The organism is Exiguobacterium sp. s64 (genome assembly GCF_018618035.1).
GTDB classification, from domain to species: Bacteria; Bacillota; Bacilli; order Exiguobacteriales; family Exiguobacteriaceae; genus Exiguobacterium; species Exiguobacterium mexicanum_A.
In genome coordinates, this window is record NZ_JACSLH010000002.1 from 352,581 (window position 1) to 368,796 (window position 16,216).

15 protein-coding genes are annotated in these 16,216 nt (G+C 54.3%); 3 read left to right on the forward strand and 12 right to left on the reverse strand.

The window, feature by feature from the left end; genetic code table 11:
• Nucleotides 1-9 precede the first annotated feature (9 nt).
• Complete coding sequence (hrcA, locus tag KNP64_RS05400) at nt 10-1,032, reverse strand: heat-inducible transcriptional repressor HrcA (RefSeq protein WP_034778141.1); 1,023 nt, start codon at nt 1,030-1,032, stop codon at nt 10-12.
• Nucleotides 1,033-1,223: 191 nt separating this feature from the next.
• Between hrcA and KNP64_RS05405 the strand changes: the two genes are divergently transcribed.
• Nucleotides 1,224-1,829, forward strand: a complete 606-nt coding sequence (locus tag KNP64_RS05405; protein WP_214791860.1) for a DUF1054 domain-containing protein — start codon at nt 1,224-1,226, stop codon at nt 1,827-1,829.
• A gap of 41 nt (nt 1,830-1,870) precedes the next feature.
• Here KNP64_RS05405 and hemW read toward each other — a convergent pair whose 3' ends face one another.
• From hemW to lepA, 5 genes are all read right to left on the reverse strand, one after another.
• On the reverse strand, nt 1,871-3,040 hold the full coding sequence (gene hemW, locus KNP64_RS05410; RefSeq protein ID WP_214791858.1) for a radical SAM family heme chaperone HemW: 1,170 nt from the start codon (nt 3,038-3,040) through the stop codon (nt 1,871-1,873).
• A 65-nt stretch (nt 3,041-3,105) separates the two neighbouring features.
• Nucleotides 3,106-4,290, reverse strand: a complete 1,185-nt coding sequence (locus tag KNP64_RS05415) for a DUF1015 family protein (protein WP_214712721.1) — start codon at nt 4,288-4,290, stop codon at nt 3,106-3,108.
• A 12-nt stretch (nt 4,291-4,302) separates the two neighbouring features.
• On the reverse strand, nt 4,303-5,466 hold the full coding sequence (locus KNP64_RS05420) for a 3-phosphoglycerate dehydrogenase family protein (RefSeq protein ID WP_214791856.1): 1,164 nt from the start codon (nt 5,464-5,466) through the stop codon (nt 4,303-4,305).
• Nucleotides 5,444-6,517 (reverse strand): 3-phosphoserine/phosphohydroxythreonine transaminase, encoded by a 1,074-nt coding sequence (serC, locus tag KNP64_RS05425; RefSeq protein WP_214791855.1) that lies wholly within the window; start codon nt 6,515-6,517, stop codon nt 5,444-5,446. Before serC ends, KNP64_RS05420 begins: the two co-directional genes overlap by 23 nt.
• 108 nt (nt 6,518-6,625) lie before the next feature.
• Nucleotides 6,626-8,449, reverse strand: a complete 1,824-nt coding sequence (gene lepA / locus KNP64_RS05430) for a translation elongation factor 4 (protein WP_214763241.1) — start codon at nt 8,447-8,449, stop codon at nt 6,626-6,628.
• A gap of 219 nt (nt 8,450-8,668) precedes the next feature.
• On the opposite strand from lepA, the gene rpsT reads away from it, so the two are divergent.
• On the forward strand, nt 8,669-8,929 hold the full coding sequence (rpsT, locus tag KNP64_RS05435; protein WP_034778152.1) for a 30S ribosomal protein S20: 261 nt from the start codon (nt 8,669-8,671) through the stop codon (nt 8,927-8,929).
• Between the two features lie 30 nt (nt 8,930-8,959).
• Here the strand turns inward: rpsT and KNP64_RS05440 are convergent, their stop codons facing one another.
• The gene (locus KNP64_RS05440; RefSeq protein WP_214791852.1) at nt 8,960-9,394 is read right to left on the reverse strand and encodes a GNAT family N-acetyltransferase; all 435 of its coding nucleotides are present in this window, start codon (nt 9,392-9,394) and stop codon (nt 8,960-8,962) included.
• A gap of 9 nt (nt 9,395-9,403) precedes the next feature.
• Nucleotides 9,404-10,414 carry a DNA polymerase III subunit delta gene (gene holA / locus KNP64_RS05445; RefSeq protein WP_371815281.1) on the reverse strand — a complete coding sequence of 337 codons (1,011 nt, stop codon included), beginning with the start codon at nt 10,412-10,414 and terminating at the stop codon, nt 9,404-9,406.
• Between the two features lie 90 nt (nt 10,415-10,504).
• On the opposite strand from holA, the gene KNP64_RS05450 reads away from it, so the two are divergent.
• On the forward strand, nt 10,505-10,669 hold the full coding sequence (locus KNP64_RS05450; RefSeq protein ID WP_016508105.1) for a YqzM family protein: 165 nt from the start codon (nt 10,505-10,507) through the stop codon (nt 10,667-10,669).
• Nucleotides 10,670-10,718: 49 nt separating this feature from the next.
• On the opposite strand, the gene KNP64_RS05455 is transcribed toward KNP64_RS05450, so the two are convergent.
• The 4 genes from KNP64_RS05455 to KNP64_RS05470 all read right to left on the reverse strand — a co-directional run bounded on the left by KNP64_RS05455 (nt 10,719) and on the right by KNP64_RS05470 (nt 16,198).
• Complete coding sequence (locus KNP64_RS05455) at nt 10,719-12,860, reverse strand: ComEC/Rec2 family competence protein (RefSeq protein WP_214791849.1); 2,142 nt, start codon at nt 12,858-12,860, stop codon at nt 10,719-10,721.
• Between the two features lies 1 nt (nt 12,861).
• Nucleotides 12,862-13,431 (reverse strand): helix-hairpin-helix domain-containing protein, encoded by a 570-nt coding sequence (locus KNP64_RS05460; protein ID WP_214791847.1) that lies wholly within the window; start codon nt 13,429-13,431, stop codon nt 12,862-12,864.
• Nucleotides 13,432-13,586: 155 nt separating this feature from the next.
• The gene (locus tag KNP64_RS05465; protein ID WP_214791845.1) at nt 13,587-15,230 is read right to left on the reverse strand and encodes a methyl-accepting chemotaxis protein; all 1,644 of its coding nucleotides are present in this window, start codon (nt 15,228-15,230) and stop codon (nt 13,587-13,589) included.
• Nucleotides 15,227-16,198 carry a BMP family lipoprotein gene (locus KNP64_RS05470; protein WP_034778167.1) on the reverse strand — a complete coding sequence of 324 codons (972 nt, stop codon included), beginning with the start codon at nt 16,196-16,198 and terminating at the stop codon, nt 15,227-15,229. The genes KNP64_RS05465 and KNP64_RS05470 overlap by 4 nt, the downstream gene beginning before the upstream one ends.
• Nucleotides 16,199-16,216: the final 18 nt, after the last annotated feature.

The window sequence follows — 16,216 nt, forward strand, 5'->3', positions numbered from 1 at the left end:
TCCTTTCCATCACTCTTCTAATTTCGTTCGCCTGAGCGCCTCGATGATTTGTCCCATCATCTGAACCCCGTGTCGATAATCCATCCGGGTCGGTCCGATCATCGCGATCGTCCCGAACGTCTGACCGTCGAGCGTATAGTCGGACGTGATGACGCTACAATTTTGAAGCGCGACGATGCCATTCTCGCTTCCAATGCTCACATAAATCTCGCGGTTTGGCAACGATTCGAGCCAGTCGGTCAACCGCTCCTGCTCGTCGATCCATTCAAGGAACGGACGCAACGTATCAAGTGTCTGGAACTCAGGTTGGTTGAAGATGTTCTTCTTCCCGCCTAAGTAGAGCGAAGCAGGATGTTGGACGCCGACGGTCGATTGAATGAGTTGCATCATGAACTCGAATTGTTCCTGATGCGCGAGTCGAAGCTTGGACACTTCTTCTCCGATCCGGAACTTCAGCTGACCGAGTGGAGTTCCTTTCAGACGATCGTTCAAGAAGCGGATCGTCTGTTCGACCAGGTCCGGCGCCATCGGAGAGTCGAATACGACCGTCCGATGTTCGACGTGGCCTTGGTCGGTCACGATCAAGACGACGCCACGCCTTTCGTCGAGCGGCATCAAATCGATTCGGGCCAGCCGATTCATCTGGCTGTTCGGACCGAGCGCCACCGTCGTATAATTGGTCAGGTCAGAGAGTAGGTCGGCGGCTTGACGGATGAGCACTTCCGACTCTTGGGCCGAGGCACGTAGCCGTTCGCCAAGGCGATACGTCTCCCGCTCGTCGATGATTTTCGTCTCGACGAGATGGTCGACATAATACCGATAGCCGACTTCGGACGGGATGCGTCCGGCCGACGTATGCGGCTTTTCAATCAGACCCATATCTTCTAAATCAGCCATGTCGTTCCGAATCGTCGCCGAACTGAATGACAAGTCATCCCGCTTCGATAACGTCCGCGAACCGACTGGTTGGGCCGTTTGAATATAATCATCAATGATGGCTCGTAAAATGAGCAATTGTCTCTCTGTCAGCACAACGTCACTCCTCTCTGAAGGATTGGCCTCGCTTTATTAGCACTCATATTTACTGAGTGCTAATTACACTTCAAATATTATCATGTTCTCCATATTTGTCAATTCATTCGCATCATTTTTTCCAGTCCCATAGAGCCTTCCGGTATGCATGTTTCTTCAAGTTTCGGTATGATACGAATTGAGGTGATTAGATGTTTACAACACAACAATTTAACGTATTCACGCAAGACGGACTCGATGCCCGCATGGCAGGCATCCGCTCTGAGATTCAACCGCTGTTCCATCGTATCTATGAAGAGGTCGGTCCCCAACTCGAGGCCGATGTCGGTGTCCCACTTTACTTGCATGTCGCCAAACATGCCCGTCGGACGGTCAATCCACCGAAAGACACGTGGATGGCGATCGGCCATGACAAACGCGGCTATAAGAAGCATCCCCATTTCCAAGTCGGATTATTCGACGACCGGGTCTTCATCTGGCTCGCGTTCATCTATGAGATGCCGAACAAAGAAGCGATCGGCTGTCGACTCATGACGATCGACTTCAAATCAGAGTTCCCGGACTTCCATATCGCCGGGGATCATATGAAAAAAGACGCGTTCTTAGTCGAGGAGTCGTCAGCTGAATCGATCGAGGCGATCACAGAACGGTTCGCGACGGTGAAGAAAGCGGACTTCTTGATCGGTCGTCAACTTCCGGCCGATGCGTCGATTCTACAAAACGAAGCCGCGTTCCTAGCACTCGTCGAGGATACGTTCAGCCGGCTCATGCCGATTTACCGCGATCTTGTCTTATAACCAAAACAAGGGCGAACCCAATCCGGGTTCGCCCTTGTTTGTTATGACATCGATGTCTGTTCCGGTGAGTCGCTCATCCGTGCCTCGCCGATGAAGGCAGCGAACGCCTCGTTGGCGAGCGGGAGCCCAGATTCGGTCAAGCGGACGTGTGTGTCCGTCGTCTCGATCAACCGTTTTGCCTCGAGTTCCGACAAGACATGCCCGAATACCGAACGCATCGACACACCATACTTCGACTCGAACGTCGCAAACGACACGCCTTGACGCATCCGGAGTCCGAGGAACAGTTCCTCTTCCATCTTCTCGACCGTCTCGAGCGTCGTCGTATTGCGAACCGGTAGCCCTTCCGCCTTGATATAGTGCGGAATCGGCGCGATGTTCGCTCGACGCTCCCCGTTCAAATAACTGTGCGCCCCGGCCCCGAAGCCATAATACTCTTCGTTGCGCCAGTACACTTGGTTGTGACGGCTTTCGCGTCCTTCGAGGCTATAGTTCGAGATCTCATACTGTTTCAAGCCTCGACGTTCGAGCGTCTCCATCACTTTCAAGTACATCTCGACTTCGATATCCTCGCCCGGGAGGCGCAACTTCCCTTTCCGCTCTTGAATCGCGAACACGGTGTGCGGCTCGAGAATCAACGAATAGGAAGAAACGTGTTGGATTGGGAGCTGGAACGCCAAGTCGAGGTCGCGCTCAATCTGTTCGAGCGTTTGTTCCGGCAAGCCGAACATCAAGTCGATCGAGATGTTATCGAATCGCTTCGCCGCTTCCGTCACGGTCGCGAACACGTCATCGGCCCGGTGTGTCCGTCCGATTCGTTCGAGTCCACCGTCATCGAACGTCTGGACGCCGAAACTGACGCGGTTGACCCCTCCTTGTTTCATCGTATCGAGCTTCTCGGCGCTCACGAAGTTCGGATTCGCCTCGACCGAGTATTCGAGGTCCGGCGACGCGAGCGGGAGCAAGTGACGCGCGACCATGTCCATGAGTCGTTTCATCTGCGCCTCATTGAGGGCGGTCGGTGTCCCGCCGCCGATAAAGATCGTCTCGATCGTATCGGTCGGGTATTGTTCGAGCGAGAGTTTGATTTCTCGTTCTAATGCATCTAAATAGTCATCAACCGGTTGGTTCTTCAAGAACACCTTGTTGAAATCACAGTAATAACAAATATGTTCACAAAATGGAATGTGAAGATATACGGCTTTAGCCATGGCGGCCACCCCTTTCTTCTCTTCCATTTATAACGCTTTTCACGCCGTGACGCCACTCTGCACGTTCAATCGAACCGATGAATGAACAGACCGCTCTTTAATTTCGGTTCGAACCACGTCGATTTCGGCGGCATTTGACCGCTCTCGTCGGCGACGCGCATCAGCTCTTCCATCGCCGTGGCGTGACACGTCAACACGACGACGTCATCACGTTCAGCCAAGTCGGCGAGGCGCGTCGGGGCATCTTTGCCGCCGATGAAATCGATTCGTTTGTCCGTCCGTACGTCTTTGACATGGAAATACGGCTCGAGCACATCCCGTTGCAACGTCGCGACGTCGAGCGCCGTCGTCGTCTGCCGTTTTTTGAGCATGAAATGCTCGCCCCGGTAAGACAAACCGAACGTGCCCCGCTCGTTCGGGACGTGTAAGGCAGGCACCGATTCAATCTCATACGAGAAAGCTAAACCGTCAAGCAACGCTCTGACTTCTTCTGGCGCCACATCGTTCAAAATGCGATGATACGGCAAAATCGTCAGCTCATCGCTCGGGAACAAGACGCCGAGGAAGTGGTCCCGCTCTTGCTTTGATTCCGCTTCATGGATCGGATGACGAGCGACGACAGCTGCGGCTTTGGCCCGGTGATGTCCATCGGCGATATAGAGGGCTGGGATACTTGCCCCGAGCATGATGACGCGTGCTTGATGCTTGGATGGCACGGCATAGCCTTCATGGATGACACCTTCACTGTCCGTGAAGGCGAACAACGCCTCTCCTGTCGTCGCGTCGTCCAAGATACGACGCAATCCTTCTTCCGGGACGTGACTCATCAAGATCGGGCCGGTGTGCGCTTTCGTCGCCGATACGTGTTCGACCCGTTCGCGCTCTTTCACCTCACGTGTGTGCTCGTGGATTTTGATTCTCCCCGTCTCATAATCGGTCACCGAGAACGTGGCGACGAGTCCGGTCTGCACATGTCCATGGTCGGTGAGCCGGTAGACGTAAAACCCATGTGTCCGCTCGGTCAATTCTGATTCATAGAGCCGTTCGAGCTCATGACGGGCTCTGCGTCCCCAGGCGTCGAGCGGCATGTCCGCCGTGAACAGTTCTGGTTTATCGACCGAAAGAAAAGAATCAGGACGCTGTTCGACGTCTTCACGCGCCTGTTCGACAGTGACGATATCGTACGGGGCGGCAGCGACCGCCTCGGGGTGTTTCGGCATATACGGGGCAAACGGTTTAAATACGACCATGGTCATTCCTCCTTAAAATTCGCGGACGCGCATGACACCCTCGATGTCATATAGGGCATGCACGGATAACGTCTCATGTTTATGGTTGTCGATGTCAATCAACGTATAGGCCACATCGTTGCGGCTCCGGTTGACCATGTTATCGATGTTGATGCCGTTTTCGGCGAGCCGGCTCGCGATTTGACCGACCATATTCGGGACGTTCAAATGAAGTACCGCCAAACGCCGCTTGCCGACATACGGGAGCTCCGCGTTCGGGAAGTTGGCCGAGTTACGAATGTTACCGGTCTCTAAATACAGTTTGAGCGTATCGACGGCTTGAATCGCACAGTTCACCTCAGACTCGTGCGTCGACGCCCCGAGATGCGGGAAGGCGACGACTTGCGGATGACCGAGCAGCGCCTGTTTCGGGAAGTCGGTGATGTACGTCGCCACGTTCTCATCGAGCGCCTCGAGCAAATCGGAATCGTTCACGAGCTCACCGCGGGCAAAATTCAAGATGGTGGCGCCCGGTTTCATCTGTTTGAACCACGTCGCGTCGATCATGTGACGCGTGTCATCGGTGAGCGGCATATGAATCGACAGGATGTCGACATCTGCGAGCAATTCGCTCAACTGCTTCGCCCGCTTCACTTGTTGCGAGATGTTCCACGCCGCGTCGACCGATAAATGCGGGTCGTAGCCGACGACGTCGATGCCGAGGTGGAGCAAGTCGTTGGCGAGCGACGCGCCGATCGCACCGAGACCGATGATCCCGACTCGCTTGCCTCTTAGCTCAGACCCGACAAAGCGCCGCTTCTCGTCTTCCATCGCCTGCTCGAGCGACGCCTGATCGGAAAACGTATGATCATTGACCCAGTTCGCCCCTTCTAAAATCGGTCGGACCGACAACAGCATGCTGGCGAGCACGAGTTCCTTGACGGCGTTCGCATTCGCACCCGGTGTATGGAACACGACGACCCCTTGACGAGCCAACCGTTCGAGCGGAATGTTGTTCACACCGGCACCGGCCCGGGCGATGGCCAGCAAATAGGGCGGGATGTCCGCCTGATGGACGTCATGACTCCGAATGACCCAGGCGTCGGCTTGCTCCGCATCATTGACGGCGTACTCGCTCGGTTCGAAGCGTCTTAGCCCGTCTTGGGCGATTTGGTTATACGTTTTTATATGAAGCATCTTGTCCCTCCTGTTCAAACTCGTGCATCACGTCAATGAGACGCGTCACACCTTCAAGTGGCATCGCATTATAAAGGCTCGCTCGAAGACCCCCGACCGACCGATGACCCCCGAGCTCGATCAACCCGCGCATCTCCGCGAACTGCCGGAACGCTTCATCCGTCGCGTCATTTCCGCTCGTGAACGGGATATTCGTCAGCGACCGATCCTTGCCGGAGACGAGCGCGCGAAATACCGGTGACGTATCCAAGGCGTCATATAACAGCTTGCTCTTCTTTTCGTTGCGACGTTCCATCTCGTCGACGCCCCCTTCGGTCTCGACCCAGGCGAGAACCCGCTCAGCGACATATAAGCTGAACGTCGACGGGGTGTTGAGTAGCGTGTCGACATGCTTGCTGTAAGCCAGATACGACGGCAAATCGCGCTCGGTGACCAAGTCACGACGGATGATGACAATCGTCAAGCCGGCCGGACCGATATTTTTTTGGGCACCGGCGTACAAGAGACCATAGCGCTGTACATCGATCGCTTCCGCTAAAATGTTCGACGAGATGTCGGCGACGAGCGGGACGTTCGTATCCGGCAACGTCGTGTAGCGCGTCCCTTCGATCGTATTGTTCAACGTCACGTGAAGATAATCCACATCCTGAATATGTTCCGGCCACTCCGGGATTGCGTCGTAGTTGGATGACGCTGAACTACCGGCGACGATGACGTCACCGAAGTGTTTTGCGTCATTGATCGCTTTCTTCGACCATGTTCCACTGTCGAGATAGGCGAAGCGACCCGATTCCCGCAGGTTCATCGGCACCATTGAAAATTGAAGCGTCGCCCCACCTTGAAGGAACAGGACGGCATAATCGTCTGGAATCTGCATCAATCGCCGCAGTCTCGTCTCGAGCTGCTCGACGATTGTCGCGAACGTGTCGGAGCGGTGACTCATCTCGACGATGGACACCCCTTGTTTATAGGAAAGAAACTCGGCTTGCACTTCTCGTAAGACAGGTTCTGGCAATACGCCCGGCCCTGCTGAAAAATTATATATCGACACCGCCACTCCTCCTCTATTTATCTGTAAGTGGGTACTATTCCGTACCTGGCCCACCGAATCCTGCCAAATACGAAAAAAACGCCCTCATCCGTAGATAAGGGCGAACGATTATTCTTCGTCCATCGACAAGACGGACATGAACGCTTCTTGCGGCACTTCGACAGAACCAACCATCTTCATGCGCTTTTTACCTTCTTTTTGTTTCTCGAGCAATTTACGTTTCCGTGAGATATCGCCGCCGTAACATTTGGCGAGGACGTTTTTACGGAGCGCCTTGATCGTCGAACGGGCCACGATCTTCGTTCCGACCGCTGCCTGAATCGGCACTTCGAACTGCATACGCGGAATGAGCGCCTTCAATTTCTCAACGATGACCTTCCCACGTTCGTAGGCAAAATCGCGGTGCACGATGAAGCTGAGCGCATCGACAAGTTCGTTGTTGAGGAGGATATCCATCTTGACGAGGCGTGACGGGCGGTAACCAATCAAGTCGTAATCAAGCGACGCATATCCTTTCGTGCTCGACTTCAACTGGTCGAAGAAGTCATAGACGATTTCACTGAGCGGGATGTCATACGTGATTTTGACACGCGTCGTATCGATATACTGCATGTCGATGAAACTGCCGCGCTTCTTCTGACAGAGCTCCATGATGGCGCCGACATAGTCATTCGGTGTCATGATGGCCGCTTTGACGTACGGCTCTTCAATCGACTCGACTTTTTGTTGTTCCGGCATTTTCGACGGGTTATCGACATGGATAACGTCGCCCGCCGTCGTCGTGACGTGATAGATTACCGACGGTGCCGTCGTGATCAAGTCGATCCCGAACTCACGCTCGATTCGCTCTTGGATGATCTCCATGTGGAGCATGCCGAGGAATCCGCTGCGGAATCCGAAACCAAGTGCTTGTGACGTCTCCGGCTCAAATTCGAGCGCTGCGTCCGATAACTGAAGCCGTTCGAGCGCTTCGCGTAAATCGTTATATTTGGCAGCATCGATCGGATACAGACCACAGTACACCATCGGGTTCATTTTCCGGTAGCCCGGGAGCTGTTCCGTCGATGGATTTTTAGCGAGCGTGATCGTATCACCGACGCGGACGTCGCCGACCGTCTTGATTGACGCCGATAACGTACCGACATCGCCGACGTTCAGTTCCTTCACCGAGACCGGTTTCGGTGTCGAGACGCCGAGATCCGTCACGTCGAACGATTTGCCGGTCGACATCATTTGGACTTTGTCCCCAACTTTGACCGAACCGTTGACGATTCGGATCGAGGCAACGACGCCACGATAGGCGTCATAATACGAGTCGAAGATAAGTGCTTGGAGCGGTGCCGACGGGTCACCGGTCGGTGGTGGAACGAGTTCGACGACCTGCTCGAGAATCTCTTCAATCCCGATTCCCGCCTTGGCAGAAGCCGGCACAGCGTCACTAGCGTCAAGTCCGATCACATCCTCAATTTCTTGACGGACGCGTTCGACGTCAGCCGATGGCAAGTCGATTTTGTTGATGACCGGGATGATTTCAAGGTCGTTATCAAGCGCGAGATAAACGTTCGCGAGTGTCTGAGCTTCAATCCCTTGAGCCGCATCGACGACAAGGACCGCCCCTTCACAGGCTGCGAGCGAGCGCGACACTTCATATGTGAAGTCGACGTGTCCCGGTGTATCGATCAAATGAAGGATATACTCTTCACCGTCTTTTGCGGTATAGTTCAATTTAACGGCGTTCAATTTGATTGTGATCCCACGTTCCCGTTCGAGATCCATCGCATCAAGCGTCTGTTCTTTCATTTCACGCGCTGTGAGCGCACCAGTTCTCTCGAGAATCCGGTCAGCGAGTGTCGACTTCCCATGGTCGATGTGGGCGATGATGGAAAAGTTACGAATCTTCTTTTGACGATTCTCTAATTCTTGTTTGTTCATATATGGGTTCACCTATCCTTCTCATGCATACCGTGTCATTATATCAAAATCCTAAGTTAATGTGTACGACCTACTACAACAATACCACATATAGTTTTCAGAATAATCATCAAGTGGTTGCTTTTCGAATAACCGTTTGCTACAATTGTGCTTGTTCTGTTGAATGATTACTTGAAGTAATGAGAACATACACTTTCTTGTTTCAGGAGGTGAAATAACATGGCAAATATCAAATCAGCAATCAAACGTGCAAAAACTTCTGAAAAGCGTCGCGTAGCGAACTCGCAAGAGAAAGCAGCAATGCGTACAGCAGTAAAACGTGTTGATACTCTCGTTGTAGAAGGTAACAAAGAAGCGGCTCAAGAAGCTTTCGTCCTCGCTACGAAGAAAATCGACAAGGCTGCAGCAAAAGGTCTAATCCACCAAAACAAAGCAGGTCGTGACAAATCACGTCTCGCAGCTCGCATCGCAGCTCTCTAATTAGAGACTAAAACGAAACAGCCGCCTCCATTAGGAGCCGGCTGTTTTTTCGTACTTCATCACATAATGGGGTCCAATCCCTGGAATGTCGAACGCGTCACCGACCGTCACCAATCCGTTCCGTTCATAGAACCGGACGGCGATCGCTCGAGCGTTGCACCACCACGAATCACTGACCGCTTCATGCAACGCCTGTAAAAAGGACGAGCCAATTCCTTGGCTAGCAAATGCCGGGTCCGTTGCCATCCCTCTGAGCTGATACGGCACCGTCTGACCGTCGAAGTCACGCCCCACTTCCATCACGGTCGCAATCGACACGACACGACCGTCTTCGACCCAGGCATAGTGGCGTGTCGTCTCGGCGTCATCCCCTTCAAAATAACATGTCTCGACTGTCTGTCCCGGCCGTAACACTTCATGCCGGAGCGGAATCACGTCCACGAGTCTCACTTCCTGTAATCCCATGTCTTCACCTCACAGTAACGTTAATTGGCAGACGAGTGTGTCAAAGACGATTTGCTTGTCGCCCCGTCCCGTCTTCATCGCCTCGTCCGCATCGGCAATCATCGTCAGCGCCCGGGCGAGCTGGGCCTCTGAGAAATTCCGGCTCGCTTGTGAGGCGAGTTTTACCGTATATGGATGCGCCCCGATTTTCGAGGCGATCTGCTTCTCGCCATAACCTTTCTCGGTCAACTGTTTGGCCAGATACATATTCCGGTACTGCCGGGCGAGGAGCGACAACAGACCGATCAATTCCTGCCCCTGTTTCTCCAAGTCCCGTACAAGCCGAAGCGCAGCATCCGCACGTCGGGCCACTAAAAACTCGGATAGCTGGAATACGTTATCCTCGAGCGTCCGCGGGACCAAGTCGTTGACGATCTCCATCGGGATGTCGGCGCCTTCACTCGCATAGAGTTGTAATTTCTCAAGCTCGCGCACGAGTTTTCCCCAATCGTCCTGACAGAGGAACAACAGACGCTCGACGGTCGCCCGCTCCATCTTTTGACCACGACGATTCAATTCGTCGCCGACGTAACGCATTAATTCGGATTGGCTCGGTTTTTTCGCTTCGAGGACGATGGCCCGTTCTTTCAGGCGTTTGACAACTTTTTTTCGTTCATCGAGTTTTTCCGCTTCAATGACAAAGACGAGCACAGAGTAAGGCGCCGGTTGTAAGATGTAATCCGTCAAGCGCTCGACGTTTTGTTTCTGCTTTTCTTTCGCCCCCGTCAAAAACTGGGCATGTTTGACGATGACGGTCCGATACTCACTGAAAAAAGGTACCGTCTCCGCTTCATCAAGCGCCGTATCGAGTGACGTCTCGTGCAAGTCGAGCTGCATGACATCAAATTGATCACCAGACGGGTTGGCGGCTTTGATGATCGACCGTTCCCACGTCTCTAGTAAATATTTCTCTGTCCCAAATAGGACATACACGTTCGACAACTTTCCGTTATGCAGCCACGGTTCATTCAAAACACACACCACTTTCACAATTTATTCTTATCTAAACATAGATTATCCTTCACTGATTCGCTATACTTAGGACGGAACCATTTCAAGGAGGGACTCACTATGCATATTAACTCTGTTCGCCCACAAAGCGAAAACCCGTTCGAGAACGACGTGCAGTGCAAACGTAACGATGCCATCGATTCAGCAATCGGCTTCATCGTCCCGTTCGGCTTTTTCTTCACCATCTTCGCGATCGGTGTCCTCATCAAGTTCTTGAGCTTATAAGTCAGTCAGAAAGCGATTGCCCCGGGGGAGCAATCGCTTTTTTAGTTTATCATAGATTTCTTGGAGTGACCCCCCTCGTTACGATCCCGCGACAGCGATTTCGTTCACAGACGACCATCCCGTCCTCGTCCGTCCGCAATAACCGTCTTCCTTCGATTCGCTCTAACGTGTCGGGGTGGGGGTGACCGTAGCGATTGTTCGCCCCGACGCTGACGACAATCCATTCCGGATCGACCCGCTCAATCAACTCACGACTCGAGGATGAGTCCGCCCCGTGATGTCCGAGCTTGAATACATCGACGTCGACGGTCGGGATCATCCCTTCCCGTGTGTCCGGTAAGTCTCCGGTCAATAAATAAGTGAGGTCCCCGACTTTCATGAACAGTGACACCGAGTTCGCATTCTCATCCTCTCCTGACTCGTCCGGGGCGACGACCCACATCCACGGGTACGGCCTGTCCCCGCTCGACAGGAGCCGGACCGGGACCTGATAAGCCGCCAGCTCGGCCAGTAACACGTCTCGTTTGCCTTGATCCGCTACTTCCGCCGAGAGCCACACCTCATCGACTTCGATGGACGAGAGCAAACCGGACAGTCCGCCGACATGATCATGATCGGCATGGGTAAGCAGCAAGAAATCGAGACGCGTCTCCCCTCGCTTCCATATGTACGGGGCGACGACATCCGCTCCCGGATCATACGTGGACCGTTTCGATTCCTTCGGGTCTTGAAACACTCCGCCGACATCGATGACCCCGGTCACATCGCCATACTCGACGACGATTGCATCGCCCTGCCCGACATCTAGAAACGTGACGCGTGGCTGTTCGGTCCATTCCAACGAGACGTGAAGGAAGAAAAGGGAACTGACGGCCAGCGCCCAGCCCGTCCAGCGCTTCCATTCGAGTAAGATCAACCCACCCCACAGCACGGCAGCGAGCGTTACAGCGTGCCAAAACGTGAACTCGTGCAACGGGAGCCACGGCTGCCAGTCATGGTGCAGTTGGAACGTCCCGTTCAACCCGTCGAGGACCGGATAGAGGAGTGGTTCGGCCGTCGGTACGAGGTACGAGAGCAGTGTGATCAGGATGATGAACCAAGAGATCAACAGCCCGACGAGCACGTTATATACCGGTGCCAACATCGATAGAATTGGTTGCACGGGCCATAGGAAGACGAGACCGAACCATTGCGCATATATGGCCAATCCGAACGGCCCCTTCCACATCGACCGGGTCACGAGCAAAAATAGCGTCATCGCGACCGTCAATTGAAACCCTAGATTCCAGAACAGATAAGGTTGCACGGCGAGTAGCAACGCGGCACACCAACTCAGTAACCGAATCGGGTCACGGACACGGTAGCCGAACAGCGACAACCCGAGCAACAGATCGGCGACGAGAACGGCCCGTGCGACCGGTGGCGAAAACCCGGTCAGCCAGCCGAACAGCGTGACCGCGGCGATGATGAGTTGCGTCTTCGTCTCCTGACGAAACGGCAAACCGCGCATCAGCCAACGGAACGCCAAAACGAGGAGCGCGATATGTGACCCGGAGATGACGAGCAGATGAAGCAGACCCGTGACCCGGTAAGAGAACGAGGTGTCCTCATCGAGCAATCGGCTCTCCCCAAACAATAACGCCTCCATGTATAGCGCCACATCTGGTCGATACGTTGCCTCGATTCTCGCGAGCTGCCGTTCTTTCCAGCGGAGCATCCGCCCAGCTATCCCGTCACTCGGACGACACGCCTCGATGGCGACGTCACTCCCTTTGAACGTCAGACCGGCTCCGAGCGCCCACGCCGACTCATTGAATCCGCCCGTATTACGCAGCGGTGCGAACGGGATGTGCGTGAACGTGACGAGGCACGTCTCTCCGGGACGACCGAGTGCGAGGTCACGACCGGTCAACACACCTTCCGTCCCGTCGATTTGTCCATACAGCCGCGCTGATAGTCCGTTGTCCCGCCGGCTCTCGATGGCGAACAGATAGGGCCCGGCCTCCGGCAACGGTTCGGCGTCAGGACGTACGAACACGAACAGGACGAGCAGGACGGCGCCGATATGCGCATAGACGGATTGACCGCGACAGGTGAACGCGATGGCGACAGACAACAGGAGGCAGAGGGCGACCGACCCGTACATCCCGGCAATGAATAGGCTGATCGGCAATAGTGGATACAGCGGCATGTCACGGGACCAATAAATAGCCTTCCATGCTTTCTAACGTCTTCTCCCCGAATCCTTTGACGTTGCCAATCTCTTCGTATGACTTAAACGGCCCATGTTGTTTCAAATGATTGAGAATCGCCTCGGCTTTGGCCGGGCCGATGCCCGGTACGGTCATCAGTTCGTCCTTCGTCGCACTGTTGACATGGACCCCGTTCGTCCCCCCGCTCGCTTCTTCAGTGGCCGGCACAACGACCGTCTCTCCTTTTTTCGGGACGCTCACTTTCGTCCCATCGACGAGCAGTTGAGCCAAGTTCAATTGCTCAGGGTCGGCCTCATCCGTCAAGACAGCGAGTGACAACACGTCACCGACACGCGCCCCTTGTGGCATCGTATACATGTCCGGTGCCTCGACCGCCCCGGTCACATAGACGACGATTTCGGTCGGGACGCTCGGCTCGACTTCCGGTTCGGGTGTCGCAACGAACTGTTCGACCATCGGCGTCTCCGGTTCTTTCGAATAAAACATATAGCCCACCCCGATAAGCAGTCCAATCAGCAGCACGACGACATATCGTTTCCACTTCTCCATACGTCCCCTCCTCGAGCGAGTCTTTTCTATAGTATGAAGAAACGTTGTCATCTGTGCCGAGGCCAAACTCGTCGTTTTCCACGCGCCTATCGGACGAAGGCATCCGCTTCCCGTACATAACAAGACGACAAAAAAGAGACAAGCCGAAACTTGTCTCAGTGCTCTTCAAAATGTTGGACTTGGTTCGCGAGTGCCGCGGCTTGCCCTTCTAGCTCTTGCATCAAAGCGAAAATCTGATCGAAGCTCGCTTGCTGCTCTTTCATCGAGGCTGCGACTTCTTCGTTCCCCGCCGCAAGTTCCTCGGTTACACCGCTCACTTCTTCAACCCGTTTCAAGACGTTCGTCACTTCCGAACTCGAGGCGACCATCTCGCGTTCAATCGTACTGACAAACGAGGCGACGTGGTCCGTGCGGTCATGGATTCGGTTGAACGCCTGCTTCGTCATTCCGAACGCCTCGAGCTGTGCCGTCTGTTCCCGACTCGACTCTTCGACCATGTCCGTCAAGCGGACGACCTCGTCCCGGATCGTCTGGACGACACCAAAGATAGAACGTGTCGCCACGTTGCTCTCCTCGGCCAATTTCTTCACTTCGCTGGCGACGACTGCAAAACCTCGTCCTGCCTCCCCTGCCCGTGCAGCCTCGATGGCCGCATTCAAGGCGAGCAAGTTCGTCTGGGCGGCGACATCTTCCACGAGCTTCGCCATTTTTTCGATTTCTTCTGTTTTCCGGGCGAAATCATCCATCCGGTTGACGAGCGATGCGTTACGTTCGCTCGAACGTGCTAAAATCGCTTCCTGGTCCGTCAACGTCTCGATGCCGGCTGCGACTTCGCGTGTCATCTCAGACGTCTGTTCGGTCGTTTGCTTCGTCTGGTTCAAACTTGTCTCGAACGAGGTCGCCATGATGCCGACCGATTCAAGTGTCTCTTGCAGTTCGGTCGCGATCGACTGGGCCCCGTTCGCCATCTCATCGACCGCATTCGTGATGTTCGATGTCGTACTGACCACGGCCTCGTTCTCAGCAGCCGCCGTCTCTGTCATATCGTTCACTTTCATCGACGTGACACGGATGGAACCGATGACCGTCTGGAGCGACATCGTCATTTCCCGCATCGCTCGTTCTAAGCGTCCGATTTCATCACATCGCGTCGAATCCGGCAGCGTGATCAATCGTCCGGCCGCGATTGCTTCCGCCGCCTCGACATTGCGTTCGAGCGGGTGGGTGATCGAGCGGGCGAAGAAGAAGTTGTATACACTGAGTGCGACGATGACAAAGACCGTCAACAATATGGACACGAGCAGGAGACGTTTTGTCTCACTCGCCGCCTCGGCTTGTAACGCCTCGTAGAATGTTCCATTTTTCAAGAGGAGCGTATTCACATCGTTCAATACCCCTTCAAGCTTCGCCGCTTGAATCCGGGCGGCGATTCCGCCGGCCTCGGCCGCCTCGACCTCGGCTCCGATTCGCTCATACTTCATCGTCGCACGTTCGAGGTGGTTCGCAAATTCAGGAATAAGATATGTCTGTTTCAATGTCGTAAACGTCTCCGTGTTTGTCGTCCGAATCCGCTCGAGCTGCGTGAGCGTCGATTGGCTCATCTGCTCACCGAGCGAGGTCCACAGGGACTGCTCCTGCAAGAGCGACGTCTCGAGTTGGGACAACTCAATCATCTGGGTGCCGTACTGCTCGTTATAAGTTTGCAGACGATTCAACGTCGACAAGACATAACTCATCATCAAGACAATCAATAAGACCGTGAACACGGTCGAAAAGATGAACCGTTTCCGTAAGCTCATTTCAGCGTCCCCTCCATCAACTGTTTCTGAAACGCCTCGAACCGTTTTGTCTCGTCGTCATCCCATTGGACACGACGAAGAGCGGCCAAACCGACACCGCCTTGATCGATCCCGAGTTCGACGTGAGCGTTGAACGCCTTCGCTTCGACCCGATCCGCGATTTCGACGATGGCCAAATCGACTTGTTTCAACATCGACGTGATGACCGCGTCCGGTGCGATCATCGATTGGTCGCTATCGACGCCAATCGCTTTCACGCCGTTCCGTTCCGCTGCTTCTAAGACACCGACCCCTGTCAGTCCTGCAGCGGCGTACAGCACGTCTGCTCCGGCTTCAATCTGTTTCTCTGCCAACTTACGTCCGATTTCAGGCGAGGCAAAATCGTTGGCGTAATCGACGAGCATCGTTACGTCTTCATTCACGCCTTTTGCACCGAGCTCGAAGCCGGTCCCGAATTTTTGAATCAGCTCGTTGTCGACACCCCCGATGAAACCGATTTTATTCGATTCCGTCTCGAGCCCCGCGACTGCCCCGGCGAGTGCACTGCCTTCCGTCTCTTGGAACGTCACCGAGATGACGTTCGGTAACGTCGATACGGCATCAATCAACGCGAACTGTTGCTCTGGATGTTCAGCCGCCACCGCTTCAAGATCCGTCTGACATGCGAAACCAAGACCGATGATAACATCATGTCCGTCCGCGACGAGCTGTTCGAACCCCGCTTTATATGTCTCCGTCTCGGCAAGCTCGCGATAGTCGACGAACCATTTCCCTGTCTCCCGGAGTTGCCCCATGCCGCGCATAGCCGCGTCGCTGAACGATTGGTCCCCGAGACCAACATCGGACAAGACGACGCCCATCGATTGACGTGTTTCCACGGTTTGTTCCGGTTGGTCGATGACAGACTGACAACCGGGCAACCAAGTCACACATGCGGCCAACAAGCCGATGATGAGTGATTTCTTCATAATAGCTACTTCCTCTCT

Excerpts from the sequence above, each read along its gene's own strand:
- KNP64_RS05415 (WP_214712721.1), bottom strand. The coding sequence starts at position 4,290 with ATGGTCGTATTTAAACCGTTTGCCCCGTATATGCCGAAACACCCCGAG.
- KNP64_RS05455 (WP_214791849.1), bottom strand. The coding sequence starts at position 12,860 with ATGCCGCTGTATCCACTATTGCCGATCAGCCTATTCATTGCCGGGATG.
- KNP64_RS05405 (WP_214791860.1), top strand. The coding sequence starts at position 1,224 with ATGTTTACAACACAACAATTTAACGTATTCACGCAAGACGGACTCGAT.
- lepA (WP_214763241.1), bottom strand. The coding sequence starts at position 8,449 with ATGAACAAACAAGAATTAGAGAATCGTCAAAAGAAGATTCGTAACTTT.
- KNP64_RS05470 (WP_034778167.1), bottom strand. The coding sequence starts at position 16,198 with ATGAAGAAATCACTCATCATCGGCTTGTTGGCCGCATGTGTGACTTGG.
- KNP64_RS05450 (WP_016508105.1), top strand. The coding sequence starts at position 10,505 with ATGCATATTAACTCTGTTCGCCCACAAAGCGAAAACCCGTTCGAGAAC.
- KNP64_RS05465 (WP_214791845.1), bottom strand. The coding sequence starts at position 15,230 with ATGAGCTTACGGAAACGGTTCATCTTTTCGACCGTGTTCACGGTCTTA.
- rpsT (WP_034778152.1), top strand. The coding sequence starts at position 8,669 with ATGGCAAATATCAAATCAGCAATCAAACGTGCAAAAACTTCTGAAAAG.
- KNP64_RS05460 (WP_214791847.1), bottom strand. The coding sequence starts at position 13,431 with ATGGAGAAGTGGAAACGATATGTCGTCGTGCTGCTGATTGGACTGCTT.
- KNP64_RS05420 (WP_214791856.1), bottom strand. The coding sequence starts at position 5,466 with ATGCTTCATATAAAAACGTATAACCAAATCGCCCAAGACGGGCTAAGA.
- hemW (WP_214791858.1), bottom strand. The coding sequence starts at position 3,040 with ATGGCTAAAGCCGTATATCTTCACATTCCATTTTGTGAACATATTTGT.
- KNP64_RS05440 (WP_214791852.1), bottom strand. The coding sequence starts at position 9,394 with ATGGGATTACAGGAAGTGAGACTCGTGGACGTGATTCCGCTCCGGCAT.